14 protein-coding genes and 1 pseudogene are annotated in these 14,763 nt (G+C 56.7%); 7 read left to right on the top strand and 8 right to left on the bottom strand.

Annotated elements, in window-relative coordinates:
* Positions 1–577: 577 nt before the first annotated feature.
* Together gltX and PGY33_RS09820 are read left to right on the top strand one after the other, a co-directional pair.
* Entirely contained in the window at positions 578–2,230 is a 1,653-nt protein-coding gene (gene gltX, locus PGY33_RS09825; RefSeq protein WP_270478414.1) for a glutamate--tRNA ligase, read from the top strand.
* 139 nt (positions 2,231–2,369) lie between these two features.
* Positions 2,370–4,028 (top strand): glutamine--tRNA ligase/YqeY domain fusion protein, encoded by a 1,659-nt coding sequence (locus PGY33_RS09820; RefSeq protein ID WP_270478416.1) that lies wholly within the window; start codon positions 2,370–2,372, stop codon positions 4,026–4,028.
* 109 nt (positions 4,029–4,137) lie between these two features.
* Here PGY33_RS09820 and PGY33_RS09815 read toward each other — a convergent pair whose 3' ends face one another.
* The 3 genes from PGY33_RS09815 to PGY33_RS09805 form a co-directional block, all read right to left on the bottom strand.
* Positions 4,138–4,797 (bottom strand): hypothetical protein, encoded by a 660-nt coding sequence (locus tag PGY33_RS09815; protein WP_270478411.1) that lies wholly within the window; start codon positions 4,795–4,797, stop codon positions 4,138–4,140.
* Positions 4,798–4,814: 17 nt separating this feature from the next.
* The gene (locus PGY33_RS09810; protein ID WP_270478409.1) at positions 4,815–5,495 is read right to left on the bottom strand and encodes a hypothetical protein; all 681 of its coding nucleotides are present in this window, start codon (positions 5,493–5,495) and stop codon (positions 4,815–4,817) included.
* Between the two features lie 100 nt (positions 5,496–5,595).
* On the bottom strand, positions 5,596–6,837 hold the full coding sequence (locus PGY33_RS09805; protein WP_116705116.1) for a 6-phosphofructokinase: 1,242 nt from the start codon (positions 6,835–6,837) through the stop codon (positions 5,596–5,598).
* A 76-nt stretch (positions 6,838–6,913) separates the two neighbouring features.
* Here PGY33_RS09805 and PGY33_RS09800 point away from each other — a divergent pair, with 76 nt between their 5' ends.
* The 5 genes and pseudogenes from PGY33_RS09800 to nrdG all read left to right on the top strand — a co-directional run bounded on the left by PGY33_RS09800 (position 6,914) and on the right by nrdG (position 11,541).
* Complete coding sequence (locus PGY33_RS09800) at positions 6,914–7,042, top strand: hypothetical protein (RefSeq protein ID WP_270478407.1); 129 nt, start codon at positions 6,914–6,916, stop codon at positions 7,040–7,042.
* Positions 7,043–7,097: 55 nt separating this feature from the next.
* Positions 7,098–8,066, top strand: a complete 969-nt coding sequence (fba, locus tag PGY33_RS09795; RefSeq protein ID WP_118479436.1) for a class II fructose-1,6-bisphosphate aldolase — start codon at positions 7,098–7,100, stop codon at positions 8,064–8,066.
* Between the two features lie 416 nt (positions 8,067–8,482).
* Positions 8,483–10,816 (top strand): anaerobic ribonucleoside triphosphate reductase, encoded by a 2,334-nt coding sequence (locus PGY33_RS09790; protein ID WP_118753429.1) that lies wholly within the window; start codon positions 8,483–8,485, stop codon positions 10,814–10,816.
* A 75-nt stretch (positions 10,817–10,891) separates the two neighbouring features.
* Positions 10,892–11,032: pseudogene (gene nrdD / locus PGY33_RS09785) on the top strand (anaerobic ribonucleoside-triphosphate reductase); the annotation flags it as partial.
* The gene (nrdG, locus tag PGY33_RS09780; RefSeq protein WP_117487896.1) at positions 11,032–11,541 is read left to right on the top strand and encodes an anaerobic ribonucleoside-triphosphate reductase activating protein; all 510 of its coding nucleotides are present in this window, start codon (positions 11,032–11,034) and stop codon (positions 11,539–11,541) included. The pseudogene nrdD and the gene nrdG, both read left to right, overlap by 1 nt.
* 123 nt (positions 11,542–11,664) lie before the next feature.
* On the opposite strand, the gene PGY33_RS09775 is transcribed toward nrdG, so the two are convergent.
* From PGY33_RS09775 to tsaE, 5 genes are all read right to left on the bottom strand, one after another.
* A complete protein-coding gene (locus PGY33_RS09775; RefSeq protein WP_118479440.1) occupies positions 11,665–12,249 on the bottom strand; it encodes a GNAT family N-acetyltransferase in 585 nt (194 codons plus the stop codon).
* A gap of 71 nt (positions 12,250–12,320) precedes the next feature.
* Positions 12,321–12,686, bottom strand: coding sequence for a hypothetical protein (locus PGY33_RS09770; RefSeq protein ID WP_118479442.1), 366 nt, complete (start codon positions 12,684–12,686; stop codon positions 12,321–12,323).
* Between the two features lie 76 nt (positions 12,687–12,762).
* Positions 12,763–13,392, bottom strand: coding sequence for a uracil phosphoribosyltransferase (upp, locus tag PGY33_RS09765; protein WP_118479444.1), 630 nt, complete (start codon positions 13,390–13,392; stop codon positions 12,763–12,765).
* Between the two features lie 234 nt (positions 13,393–13,626).
* Positions 13,627–14,328, bottom strand: a complete 702-nt coding sequence (gene tsaB / locus PGY33_RS09760) for a tRNA (adenosine(37)-N6)-threonylcarbamoyltransferase complex dimerization subunit type 1 TsaB (protein WP_118753370.1) — start codon at positions 14,326–14,328, stop codon at positions 13,627–13,629.
* Complete coding sequence (gene tsaE, locus PGY33_RS09755) at positions 14,325–14,750, bottom strand: tRNA (adenosine(37)-N6)-threonylcarbamoyltransferase complex ATPase subunit type 1 TsaE (RefSeq protein WP_118753369.1); 426 nt, start codon at positions 14,748–14,750, stop codon at positions 14,325–14,327. Before tsaE ends, tsaB begins: the two co-directional genes overlap by 4 nt.
* Between the last annotated feature and the right edge of the window lie 13 nt (positions 14,751–14,763).

Genomic DNA, 14,763 nt, shown 5'->3' with positions numbered 1-14,763 from the left:
GGTGCTGTCCGCAAACTCCAGACTTACGAGTTGCGCGGCACTGCTATGCCGCGCCTGCTTAGATGAAATCACATGTGTAGCAGTAATGTATCTGACCCTGCGAACAGGTTGCTCAAGAGGACGGACTCCGAAGGTAGTTCGTCCGTAGCAGAGGAAAAATCCTCTGCCGTTCCCCCATTTCGCAGCGGTCACATGTCGGCAATCTGCGCCAGGCTATCTAAGGGAAAGGGGAGATTCATAAGAGGGCGGAAACCGCAGGTGTCTGTCCTCTTGTGCGCCCGCGCGGCGTCAGCGCAGTTCCGTTCGCTTCTCAAGCGACACTCCCACGTTAGGGAAAGGGTGAAAATCAGAGGGTAGAAACCGCAGGTGTCTACCCTCTTGCCCGCCGCCGCGGGTGCGGCGAACCTCCCCGCCAAAGGTTGGCGCCCATTCTATATGCGCAGGAAGCAGCGAAACCGCAGTTTACGTCTTGCACAGACCGCAATCGTGTGCTAAAATAATACTATTATGGGAAAAACACTCGTGGAGCGCACAAACCGCGTCTCCGCGCAGTCTAACGAGTTGGAGTGAGAGATAAATGGATTACAACCGTTTGGCGGAACTGCTGTTTCCGCATATCAATACCACGCCGGAGGAGATGGAGGCTCGCTATCCCAAGCGCGAGCTGCCCGAGGGCGCAAAGGTAACCCGTATGGGCCCGAGCCCGACCGGCTTCATGCACCTCGGCAACCTGTACGGCGCACTGGTGGATGAGCGCCTGGCGCACCAGTCCAAGGGTGTATTTTATCTGCGTATTGAGGATACCGACCGCAAGCGTGAGGTAGAGGGCGGCGTGCAGATGATCATCGACGCGTTCAAGTCGTTCGGCCTGCCGTTCGACGAGGGTGCAACGACTGACGGTGAGACCGGCATCTACGGTCCGTACCGCCAGAGCCAGCGTGCCGAGATCTACCAGACCTTCGTCAAGTCCCTCGTGCAGCGCGGCATGGCGTACCCGTGCTTCTGCACCGAGGAGGAGCTCTCCGCCGCGCACGAGCAGCAGGAGAAGAACAAGGAGAACTTCGGCTACTACGGCAAGTACGCCGTATGGCGCGACCGTCCGATGGAGGACATCGAGGCAGAGCTCGCCAAGGGCACGCCGTATGTTGTCCGTTTCCGCTCGGAGGGCAGCATTGAGCACAAGATCCGCCACGAGGATCTCGTCAAGGGCAAGATGGAAGTCACCGAGAACGATCAGGACGTGGTTATCCTCAAGTCCGACGGCATCCCGACCTACCACTTTGCGCACGTTGTGGACGACCATCTGATGGGCACGACCGTCGTTGTCCGCGGCGAGGAGTGGCTGGCAACCCTGCCGGTGCACCTGCAGCTGTTCCGCGCGATGGGCTGGAAGGCGCCGAAGTACGCACACACCGCCCAGCTGATGAAGATCGACCCGGAGACCGGCGGCAAGCGCAAGCTGTCCAAGCGCAAGGACCCGGAACTGGCGCTGACGTTCTACGCGCAGGAGGGCTATCCGGTACCGGCGGTTCTCGAGTACCTGATGACGCTCCTCAACTCCAACTTCGAGGAGTGGCGCCGCGCAAATCCGGACCTGCCGATGAACGATTTCCAGTTCACCACCAAGAAGATGAGTGGCTCGGGTGCGTTGTTTGACATCGAAAAGCTGCGCGACGTTTCCAAGAACGTTATTTCGCGCATGACGGCAGAGCAGGTTTACGATTACGTTGCCGAGTGGTCTGCTGTTAACGACAAGGAATTTAACGCACTGCTGACCCGCGACCCGGCATTCTCCAAGGCGTACCTCGCCATCGGCCGCGGCGGCAAAAAGCCGCGCAAGGACCTCGCGCTGTGGTCGGATGCCAAGGGCTACATGGACTTCATGTTCGACGAGCTGTTCCAGCCGGATTATACCATGCCGGAGCGCGTTTCCGCTGAGGACGCCAAGGCAATTCTGAGCGATTTTGCAGGCATGTTCGACGAGAACGATACGCCGGACGGCTTCTTCGACAAGATGAAGCAGATCGCTTCTGCACACGGCTATGCAGCCGACACCAAGGCGTATAAGGCTGACCCGTCCGCCTATAAGGGCGCAGTCGGTGATGTGTCCATGGTTGTCCGCGTAGCAGTGGCGGGCCGCCAGAACGCACCGGATCTCCAGACCGTAATGGGTATTCTGGGTAAGGAAAAGGTGCTCGAGAGACTTGATAAGTGCGCGAAAACGCTCTGATAATTAGGAATTAGGAATGAGAAATGAGTAATTAAGGAGCTGCCGCGCCGGAAGCAAAGGCGATGATGCGGCAGCACCCCCATAATTATTGATTGCTAACTACTAATTACTAATTCGATAAAAGGGGAATATCACTATGATGGAAAACGTAAATAACTTTCTGACCGAAATTATTGATGAGGACATTGCGAACGGTCTTTCCGAGCGCATCCACACCCGCTTTCCGCCGGAGCCGAACGGTTATCTGCATATCGGCTCGGCAAAGGCGATCTTCATCAACTGGTCTATCGCAAAAAAATACAACGGCCTGTTCAATCTGCGCTATGACGACACCAACCCGGTCAAGGAGGATACCGAGTATGTAGACTCCATCTGGGAGGACATCAAGTGGCTGACCGGCGAGGAGCCGAGCGGCGGTGTGTATTACGGCTCGGACTACTTCGAGACCTGCTTTAACTGCGCGGTACAGCTGATCAAGGACGGCAAGGCGTATGTTGACGATCTGACGCAGGAGGAAATGCGCCAGTACCGCGGCTCTCTGACCGAGCCGGGCAAGCCGAGCCCGTACCGCGACCGTTCGGTTGAGGAAAACCTGCAGCTGTTCCAGGATATGCGCGACGGCAAGTTTGCCGACGGCTCCAAGACGCTGCGTGCCAAGATCGACATGGCAAGTCCGAACATGAACCTGCGCGACCCGGCGATTTACCGCATCGTGCGTGCACACCATCACCGTCAGGGCGATAAGTGGTGCATCTATCCGCTGTACGACTTTGCACACCCGATTCAGGACGCACTTGAGGGCATCACGCACTCCATGTGCTCGATTGAGTTCGAGAACCACCGTCCGCTGTACGAGTGGGTGGTTGACAACTGCCCGCTGCCGCATCATCCCAAGCAGCGCGAGTTTGCCCGCCTGAACGTAACGCACACCGTTATGTCCAAGCGTTATCTGCGCCAGCTGGTATTTGAAAAGCACGTTGAGGGCTGGGACGATCCGCGTATGCCTACTCTGTGTGCGCTGCGCCGCCGCGGCTACACGCCGAGCGCCATCCTTGATTTTGTACAGCGCGCCGGCATCGCAAAGGCCAACTCGCTGGTTGACATCAAGCTGCTCGAGCACTGCATCCGCGAGGAGCTGAACGAGACCGCGCTGCGCCGCATGGCAGTCACCGAGCCGGTCAAGCTGGTTATCACCAACTATCCGGAGGACAAGTGCGAGGAGTTCGAGGTGCCGAACAATCCGCGCAATGAGGAAGCAGGCAGCCGCAAGGTTCCGTTCACCCGTGAGCTGTATATCGAAAAGAGCGATTTCGCGGAGGTTCCGCCTCCGAAGTTCCAGCGTCTCAAGCCGGACGGCGAGGTTCGTCTGATGGGCGCGTATATTGTCAAGTGCAACGAGATCATCAAGGACGACAACGGCGAGATCGTGGAAATCCGCTGCACGGCTGATCTTGAGACCCGCAACGGCATGCCGGTGGACGGCCGCAAGGTCAAGGGCACCATTCACTGGGTATCCGCCGAGCACGCCATCGACGCGGACCTGTATCTGTACGACAATCTGTTCACCCTCGAGAACGTTAATGACGTACCGGAGGGCACGGATTATCTGGATTATCTCAATCCGGATTCGCTCAAGAAGTTGACCGGCTGCAAGCTCGAGCCGTCGCTGGCTGATGCCAAGGAAGGCGAGCGCTTCCAGTTTGTCCGCATGGGTTATTACTGCAAGGACCGCGAGAGCGGCCGCTTCAACCGCATCGTAACCCTCAAGGATAGCTTTGCAAAAACGCTGAAAAAGTAAGCACAGATAAGAAAAGCTCTCTGAACCTTGTTCAGAGAGCTTTTTTGTTTTGCAGTTAAGGGTTAAACTGCTCTGCCCTACGAAAACAGAAAACCTGAGTGTAAATTCGTTACAGAATTGTGCTTTCTGCGACCGCATCCGGCGCCAGAATCTTCACGAAGAACTCCAGCCGCCGGAGTGCGTTCTCGATAACCGCCTGATCGGTATCCGGCGTGCCGAACACGGGATGGAACACATGGCGGCTGTCCGGATGGATGCAGGTTCGGTCGTCCGCACCGGCGATCATGCTGAAAATGACGTCCGTGCCGTCACGGCCGCAGATGTCGTTGGGATAGGTGTGTGTGCTTGCAGCGCGCATACCCGGAAACGGCAGCTTCTCACTTGGCGTGAAGATGGTGAGCGGGCCGTCCATACGGTCGATGTCATGCGTGCCGGACAGCACGAACGTTGTCAGCTCCAGCAGAAAGGGAACACCCATCACCGGGTCATCCTCGGGGAACGGACGGCCCTTGAACAGCACGGATTCAAACTGCTGCATGACAGGATAGGTTTTTTTGAACTTCTTAAAGAACCGGAAGTACGGGTTTTCACCGAAAACGGCCTTGCGGTCGTAGTCGGCATACTTTTCGTGCAGCTGGTCGAGCTCGGCATGAACGAGGTCGTAAAATTCCTTTGCGTTCCACTGGGAACGGTCAGGGTAGGTGACTTCGAGGATGCCCAGCGGGATATTGCGCGCGGAAAAGGTCGGGTCCTTGATGATTTCAAGCATAAGAGCACCTCGATTTGTTAAGCGGGTTCGTAGGAACTGTGATAATCGGCAGCGGCTTCGCCGGTCAGCACATCATAGTAGTACCACTGCGATTTATCCGTGCTGGTGAAGAAATACACGCCGAGGGGGTGCTCTGCGGTATCGCTGGTCAGCCGACCGACATATTCGCCGCTTGCACCGCCAGCCGCTTCTCCGGTGCGGATGATTTCGTCAACGGACACCGGATGCAGCACGGCGATCATGCCGAGCTGCGCGATGGCGTAGGACAGGTACAGCAGGAAGATGGTATAGGCGGACTGCCGCAGCGAAGCCTCCTGCAGGGGGTGGTTCATGCACTTGCCGATCAGCAGGCCGATGAAGGACAGCACGATCAGCGCTGCAATCCACCAGAAGCTGATCTCATACAGCGGGTTCATGCCGGACAGCAGGGCAATGAACAGCATCAGCGCCACCAGAAAGACGAGCAGCGCCTGCGCCCAGCGGCTGTGGTCCCTGCCGTCGGGATTACTGGGTCTGCTGTTCATAAAAATGTTGAAGATGAGCGCAACCGGCGCGAACACCCACAGATAGGTCGGGAAGCCGCCGATGGCACCGTCATACACAGTGTTCCAGTGCATGGCGAGCAGGCAGGTGCCCAGCCAGACGATGACCGAAGATACGAGCAGCAGCAGATTTTTCTTGGATTTAAAAAGATTCATACAGGAAATTCCTCTTAAAAGCAAACGGGCAGAGCCTTGCGGCTCTACCCGTTTTGATTACGCACCGCAAGGCACGCTCTGTTCAGTTAAACCGAAAAGATTAAGCCTCAGCCTTGATCTTCTTCAGGTTAGCGAAGCGCGGCAGACCGGATACCTTCGGGCCAACGTTCTCGCCGTTGATGAGCGGCAGAGCGTAGTCAACGAACTCCTGCGTTACGCCGTTGCCTTCCTCGTTGATCCACTCACGCGGAACCTTCTTCTCGGTGTTAGCAACCTCGGAGAGCGGCAGCAGCTCGATCTCGCACTTGTAGCCGTTCTCGTCACGGGTGCACTTGAAGCCCGGCATGTAGTCGGTCTTGCCTGCAACTGCGTTCTCAACAGCAGCCTTGCCGGACATATAGGACTCGTCAACGTCGGTCTTGGAAGCGCAGTGAGCAGCGCAGCGCTGCAGCAGGCTCAGCTCGATGCCGCGAACCTTGCAGCCCAGCTCGTTCTTAACGGTGTCAGCCAGCATGGAAGCCAGACCGCCCAGCTGTGCATGGCCGAAGCCGTCGGTAGCAGAGGTCTTAGCCTCGGATACGAAGGAGCCGTCAGCGTAGTGGATACCCTCGGAAACAGCTACCAGGCAGTTGCCCTTCTCGTCATAGATGCGCTTTACGTCAGCCAGGAACTTCTTCATATCGAAGTCGGTCTCCGGCAGGTAAACCAGATCCGGACCTGCGCCCATAGCGGTAGCCAGACCGGCAGCACCTGCCAGCCAGCCAGCGTGACGGCCCATGATCTCTACGACGCAGACCATGCCGGTGTCGTATACGCGAGCGTCCTGATAGATCTCCATGCAGGAAGTAGCGATATACTTGGCAGCGGAAGCAAAGCCCGGGCAGTGGTCGGTGCCGAACAGGTCGTTGTCGATGGTCTTCGGAATGCCCATTACGCGGCACTCGTAGCCGGACTTCATCATATACTTGGAAACCTTGTTGCAGGTATCCATGGAGTCGTTGCCGCCGTTGTAGAAGAAGTAACGGATGTCGTACTTCTTGAAGATCTCGAGGATGCGCTTGTAATCGGTGTCGTCAACATCCGGATCAGCCAGCTTGTAGCGGCAGGAGCCCAGTGCAGAGGACGGGGTGTAGCGCAGAAGAGCCAGCTCGTCGCGGTCTTCCTTGTCGATATCATACAGGTCGTCGTTCAGCAGGCCCTTGATGCCGTGTGCCATGCCGAATACGCGGGTGATGGACGGATTGTCCAGTGCTGCCTCCAGCGCACCCAGAACAGAAGAGTTGATTACGGAAGTCGGGCCGCCCGACTGACCGATGACGCAAGCGCCTTTCAGTTCACTCATTGATAAAACCTCCTAAGCAAATTAAAACGCAGAGCTGTGCCATGCATTTTCTTACTCATAAAGAGTATCATATAATATGAAAAAAATCAATGAAAATCCTGCGTTTTCGGCAGGTTTGGCAATTTTGGCAAAGTTGCCGCAGGAATTCGACGAAAAAATGACAGGATTTTTTGGATATGGACTTGATTTTAGCATGCTTAACTGATAGAATAAAAGCAGAATTTTTAAGATTCAGTTTTTATCAGAAAGGAAGTATTCCCATGCCTTTAGTTACTACTACTGAGATGTTCAAGAAGGCTTACGACGGCGGCTACGCTGTTGGCGCTTTCAACGTGAACAACATGGAGATCGTTCAGGGTATCACCGAGGCTTGCCAGGAGCAGCACGCTCCGGTAGTCCTGCAGGTATCCAAGGGCGCACGCGCTTACGCAAACCACACCTACCTCGTTAAGATGGTAGAGGCTGCTGTTAAGGAGTGCCCGGACATTCCGATCGCTCTGCATCTGGACCACGGCCCGGACTTCGAGACCTGCAAGTCCTGCATCGACGGCGGTTTCTCCTCCGTTATGATCGACTGCTCCTCCCGTCCGTTCGACGAGAACGTTGAGGAGACCAAGAAGGTTGTAGAGTACGCTCACGCTCACGGCGTTGTTGTCGAGGCTGAGCTCGGCACCCTGGCTGGCGTAGAGGACGACGTAAAGGTTTCCGCTGAGGATTCCTCCTACACCCATCCGGAAGAGGTTGAGGAGTTCGTAACCCGCACCGGCTGTGACTCTCTGGCTATCGCAATCGGCACCTCTCACGGCGCTTACAAGTTCACCCCGGATCAGTGCACCCGCAACGAGCAGGGCATTCTGGTTCCGCCTCCGCTGCGTTTCGACGTACTCGAGGAAGTTTCCAAGCGTCTGCCGGGCTTCCCGATCGTACTGCACGGTTCCTCTTCCGTACCGCGTGAGTTTGTTGACAAGATCAACAAGTTCGGCGGCAAGATGCCGGATGCAATCGGCATTCCGGAGGAAGAGCTGCGTCACGCTGCACAGCTGTCCGTCTGCAAGATCAATATCGACTCCGATATTCGTCTGGCTATCACCGCTTCTATCCGCGAGCACTTCGCTGAGCATCCGGATCACTTCGACCCGCGCCAGTACCTGAAGCCGGCTCGTCAGGCTGTCAAGGACATGGTTACCCACAAGCTGATCAATGTTCTGGGCTGCAACGGCAAGGCATAAGATCATTTTCTGATCGAAACCAAAGAACCTCGGAATCCTGTTCCGGGGTTCTTTTTTCGTCTTGCGATGGGGAATAGAACGGATACCATATATAGTGTATCTGCTTTTTTGCGGGAGAAATTACCACGGAGAAAATAAAGGAGAAACTTTGTGGAATTTGTCGCGCTTTTCTGATAAATTTTTCGAGTCAAGAGGAAAAGTTTAGAGAATGCTCCAATAAAAATAGTGCTTTTCTTGCAAATGTGCCAAAAAGAATTTAGCGCCTTGACAGGGCGGTGTTTCGGCGGTAGAATATATAAGCAAGAGATAAGCAGACACAAGATGTTGTGCGATATTGAATGCACCACTACATAATTTAGTAAATAATCAAGAAATCGCCGTTAGGCGGTTTTTGTATGAGAGAGGGATTTTTCTTTATGATTCAGCAGATCGTCAAGCGGGACGGGCGCATGGCTCCCTTTGAGATCGACAAGATCACAAATGCAATTTTCGGCGCAGCACAGGCCTCCGGCGGCCAGGATCACGATATGGCGCAGGAGCTGGCAGAGCAGGTCGAAAAAACGCTGGAGGAGACTGCTGGAACCGAAACTCCCACCGTTGAACAGGTGCAGGACACTGTTGAGAAGGTTCTGATCGAAAGCGGACATGCCCGCACGGCCAAGAAGTACATCCTGTACCGCAACGAGCGCACCCGCGTGCGTGAGATGAACACCCGTCTGATGAAGGTGTACGAGGATCTGACGTTCAAGTCCTCGCTCGAGAACGACGTCAAGCGCGAGAACGCCAATATCGACGGTGATACCGCGATGGGCACCATGCTCAAGTACGGCTCCGAGGGCGCCAAGCAGTTCTATGAGATGTTTATCCTCGATCCGGCGCATGCTAAGGCGCACCGCGAGGGCGATATCCATATCCACGATCTGGATTTTCTGACGCTGACCACCACCTGCTGTCAGATTGACCTGCTGAAGCTGTTCCGCGACGGTTTTTCCACCGGTCACGGCTTCCTGCGTGAGCCGAACGACATCCGTTCGTACTCTGCGCTGGCATGCATTGCTATCCAGTCTAATCAGAATGACCAGCACGGCGGTCAGAGCGTGCCGAACTTCGATTACTCGATGGCGCCGGGTGTGCGCAAGACCTTCCGCAAGCTGTTCCGCGACAATCTCGCCAAGGCCCTCGAGGTGTTCGGTGAGGACGACAACAACGAGGTCGATGCGCGTGCGCTGACCGAGCGTGTTGAGCAGGAGACCGGCAAGTGGGCTTGTCTGGCAGGCGGCAACGGCTACGACGAGGCGATGGCTAAGGCACTTTCCGAGACGCTTGACGAAAAGACGGTTGCAAAGTGCATGAAGTTTGCTCGCAAGTACGCGGATAAGGAGACACGCAAGGGCACCTATCAGGCGATGGAAGCGCTGGTTCACAATCTGAACACTATGCACTCGCGTGCAGGTGCGCAGATTCCGTTCTCGTCGCTCAACTACGGCACGGATACCTCTCCGGAGGGCCGTCTGGTCATGGAGCAGCTGCTGCTTGCGACCGAGGCCGGTCTGGGCAACGGTGAGACCCCGATTTTTCCGATTCATATTTTCAAGGTCAAGGAAGGCGTCAACTACAACGAGGGCGACCCGAACTACGACCTGTTCAAGCTGGCATGCCGCGTTTCCGCGAAGCGTATGTTCCCGAATTTCTCGTTCCTCGATGCGCCGTTTAACCTGCAGTATTACAAGCCGGGTCATCCGGAGACCGAGGTCGGCTACATGGGCTGCCGCACGCGTGTTATGTCCAATGTGTGCGATCCGACCCGTGAGATCACCTACGGCCGCGGCAACCTGTCGTTCACGTCGGTCAACCTGCCGCGCATCGCAATCCGCAGCCACGGCGATCTGGACTGGTTCTTCGAGGATCTCGACCGCAAGATCGACCTCGTAATCGATCAGCTGCTCGACCGTTTCCGCATCCAGTGCGGCAAGCGCGTGCGCAACTACCCGTTCCTGATGGGCGAGGGCGTATGGCTGGATTCCGAAAAGCTGGGTCCGGATGACGAGGTTGGCGAGGTGCTTAAGCACGGAACGCTGACGCTCGGCTTCATCGGTCTGGCAGAGTGCCTCAAGGCGCTCATCGGCGTACACCACGGCGAGAGCGACGAGGCGCAGAACCTTGGTCTTGAAATCGTTGGTCACATGCGTCAGCGCATGGACGAGGCAACCGAGAAATACCACCTCAACTTCTCGCTGATCGCTACCCCGGCAGAGGGTCTGTCCGGCCGGTTTGTCAAGATCGACCGTGAGAAATACGGCACGATTCCGGGCGTTACCGACCGTGATTACTACACCAACTCCTTCCATGTGCCGGTTTACTATCCGATTTCGGCGTTTGAGAAGATCGCCCGCGAGGCACCGTATCACGAGCTGACCAACGGAGGCCACATCAGCTACATTGAGCTGGACGGCGACCCGACGCAGAACCTCGAAGCGTTTGAGGCTGTCGTTCGGGCGATGAAGGAAGCCGGCATCGGCTACGGCGCGATCAACCACCCGATCGACCGCGATCCGATCTGCGGCTATACCGGCATTATCGGCGAAGTATGTCCGCGCTGCGGCCGCCGCGAGGGCGAAGGCGTTCCGCTGTCCAAGCTGCAGAAGCTGGGACTGTATAAAAATTACAACAGCACCACGATCGGCTATCACGGCGACCCCGCCGAAGAAGCCGACCGTCAGCCGAATACATTGAAAATCGTCAAAAAGTGACAGGAAAGGGAGAATTCTATCATGGAAACTAAGAATATCGCTGTACAGGAGCCGATGATTGGTGAAGGTGTAGGCTTTGAACGTATCCGCCGCATTACGGGTTATCTGGTAGGTACGCTCGACCGCTTCAACAACGGCAAGCGCGCGGAGGAGCACGACCGCGTAAAGCACAGCGTTCCGAGCTGCTGCTCCATGCGTCAGGAGCACACCGCCTGATGGAAGGTAAAATTCGCATTGCAGGTACAGTCGGGGAGTCCATTGTGGACGGCCCCGGCTTCCGCTATACGCTGTTTGTGCAGGGTTGTCCGCATGGCTGTCCGGGCTGCCACAATCCGCAGACGCACGACTTTGAGGGCGGGCAGGATATTGAGCTGGACACGCTGCTGAAGGATATGTGCCGCAATCCGTTCATCAAGGGTGTGACGTTCTCGGGTGGCGAGCCGTTTTGTAAGGCGGAGCCGCTGTATTATCTTGCGGTGGAGCTGAAGCGCAAGGGCAAGCACCTGATGGCGTACTCGGGCTATACGTTTGAGCAGCTGTTGGAGCTGAGCGATCCGTTTGTGAAAAAGCTGCTCGGGCAGCTGGATTTACTGGTAGACGGGCCGTTTATCATGGCGGAGAAGAACATCGAGCTGCGGTTTCGCGGCAGCGCGAACCAGCGGGTACTGGATGTGCCGAAGTCGCTGGAGGCGAATGAGGCTGTCTGGGCGGAGCAGTATCGGTGAGGCTGGTCGCTTGCGAAGCGAGCGGAATCTGCCCTGATGCCGCGCGGGCGCACCGTGTAAACCGCATGCACCATTGCTAAACAATGTGTATCGCACAAAATGATAATAAAAGAGCACCGAAACTCACGTTTCGGTGCTCTTTTCATCTTCCGACAGTTCATTTTCTGATTTTGCCTTCTCCGCGAGGTGCGGATTCCGGACCACACACCGTACACACGGTGCAGTCTTGCCGAAGGCGGTATGGCTGACCTTTTCGGTCGGCTGCATACGGCAGGCAACGGCAGTATGCAGTCCTGCGAGATCATCCTTCTGCACGAAGGTGCTGACCTCGTCGGCGTGCATGGACTCGAACGCGTACAGCAGGCACGCGGCGATGCACTCGCGGCCGACGCCGATGCCGCGCAGCTCATGCCGGACGATGCAGTTCGCGGTCAGCACGCGTTCCGCGCCGACCTGCTCGTAAGTCAGGCCGCACAGAGCCGCGGGAACGCCGGTCGGCTTATCAAGTGCGAGCAGCCAGCCGCAGCCCTCGGCCTGATAGCGGCGCAGCGTATCCACCAGCCAGTCCAGCGTCTGCTCGTAGGAGAGTGCGCCGCCGAGCGTCTGCATGGTCTCCTCGCTGCGCAGGAGCGGCGTCAGCAGGTTGAGGTCGTCCGCACTCAGCTCGCGGTAGTCCATGCGGCTGGAGTTTAGTTCGTAAAATTGCATAGGTTCAATTTTCTCCCAACAAAACGGTGCGGCTCGAAAGCCGCACCGCAAAAGTGTCCTTAAAAGTGTCTCTATCTGTTTCGATACCAGAATACAAATTTGCGCACCAGTACGCCCAGCGTTAAGCCGACCAGCGAGGGAACAAGCCCGTAAAACAGGCTTTGCATCTCAGTCGAGCGGAACGTGGCAAGCGGCAGAACAATCGCCCACAGGCCGACGAACACGGGCATCAGACCGTATCGCGGCAGGGCGCGGTATGCCGCCCGAAATGTGCACAGCAACGCCGAAAACGGCAGGATCAGCCAGAAGCCGAGCAGCCAGTACCCCATTTCGTTGCCGTACAGCAGACCGGGGATCAGCCCGACCGCCGTCACAAGACCATAGCAAAGGACAAAATTCCAGTATGGAGAAAAGCGTTTGATGCCATCAAATGTCATACGGTTCACCCTCCTCTGCAGGAACGGTCGGTGTGAAATTGTACTGCAGATACCGAAAAATTCAGCGGTATATTGCTTACTTGGTGCCGAAGATACGGTCGCCGGCGTCACCCAGACCCGGAACGATATAGCCGTGGTCGTTCAGCTTCTCGTCGATACCGGCAACGAAGATCTCAACGTCCGGATGTGCCTTCTGAACAGCGGCAACGCCTTCCGGAGCAGCGATGAGGTTCATCAGCTTAATGTGCTTTACGCCGCGGCGCTTGAGGCCGTCGATCGCAGCGATAGCGGAACCGCCGGTAGCCAGCATCGGGTCGAGCAGCAGTACGTCACGCTCCTCGATGTCGTTCGGCAGCTTGCAGTAATACTCGATCGGCTGCAGGGTTTCCGGGTTGCGGTACAGACCGATGTGGCCGACCTTAGCTGCCGGAATCATCTCCAGAATGCCCTCAACCATGCCCAGACCTGCACGCAGGATCGGCACGAGCGCAATCTTCTTGCCGGAAATAACCTGTACGCGCGCATCAGAGACCGGAGTCTCGATGGTGATCTCCTTGAGCGGCAGATCGCGGGTAGCCTCGTAGCACATCAGCATTGCAATCTCAGCAGCAGCCTCGCGGAACTCCTTAACGCCGGTGGTTTTGTCGCGCATCAGCGCCAGCTTGTGCTTGATCAGCGGGTGGTCCATTTCATGTACGGTTGCCATAGTAAAAATCTCCTTTATCCTAAAACTTTTTTGCTTCAGGCAATATCGCATAATTGAACAAGAGCGATTTGCGAGTGGGTTTTGCGCACTGACAAGGCGCGGTTTTGCGGTAATACTTGGTGTATTACAGTGAAATCGGAACGAAGTCAGGGCGCAAAATTTCCGCAAAGCGCCGCGGCAGCGCGACCGGAGCCTGCGCAAGAAGCCGCAGCTTTCATTGTGCGGTGTTGTCTGCTATTTGGTCTGTGCCAGACGCGCCATGCGCTCGCGCTCTGCCTGCGGACGACGCAGATAGAAGGCGTCCAACTCCTGGGGGGAGCAGGATTTGCCTTCGCGGAACAGGGGGAGTGCGGCGGCGGCAACACCAAATCCGGTCGCAAACCGCAGCTCGGCAGGTGCGAGCCGCAGACCGGTGCAGTTCTCTTTGATAGTATTATAACACAGATCCGCGCCATCTCCAACCAGAAAATACGGCGCTTCTCCGATTTCTTCGGCAAGCTCGGTCAGCTTGATCGCACGGTCATCGCACAGACGGCGTACCCTGCCGTTCTCCACGGTGAAAAGCGCGTTGTAGACCTGACCCGCACGCGCATCCATCACGCAGCACAGGTCGCTGCCGAGTGCGCGGGCGCCCCATGCCATCGCCTCGAGCGTGGAGACGCCGATGCACGGCTTGTCCGCGCCGAGTGCCAGACCCTTGACCGTGGCTACGCCGATACGCACACCGGTAAACGAGCCGGGACCGTGCGCGACAGCGATCGCGTCCACGTCAGCGAGCGATACGCCGCAGTTTGCCAGCAGGTTTTCTGCCATCGGCAGCAGCGTGCGCGAGTGTGTCAGGCCGCAGTTCTGGAAGGACTGCGCCACCAGTTTTTCGTCCTCGGTGAGCGCGACAGACGCGCTGACCGCCGAGGATTCCAGTGCAAGAATTTTCATACAGTCACTTCTCCAATCGTAATGCGGCGGTCATTGTCCGCATCGCCATAGGCAATGTGGACGGTTTTGTAGGTTTCCGGCAGAACGTCCGCGGCGTTCTCGCTCCATTCGATGAGCACAATGCGGCTGCCGTCGAGATATTCATCAAAGCCGATCTCGAACAGTGCTTCACTGTCGAGAATGCGGTACAGGTCGAAGTGCGCGACCTTGACCGTCGGCGTTTCGTATTCGTTTGCAATGGCAAAGGTCGGGCTGGTGACGCGGCCCTCGTAGCCGAGTCCGTGCAGCACGCCGCGCGTGAATGCGGTCTTGCCGGCACCGAGGTCGCCGGAGAACGCAACGACATCGCCTGCCTTGAGGCTTTTTGCGTATTCTGCGCCGAGTGCTTCGGTCTCCTCGGGTGAGTGGGTGATATATTCCATGAAAACACCTTTC

It is taken from the genome of Butyricicoccus sp. AF18-9LB, from assembly GCF_027684505.1.
Lineage (GTDB): Bacteria > Bacillota > Clostridia > Oscillospirales > Butyricicoccaceae > Agathobaculum > Agathobaculum butyriciproducens.
The sequence above is the reverse complement of the archived record's forward strand: the minus strand, read 5'-3'. Positions and strand labels throughout refer to the sequence as shown.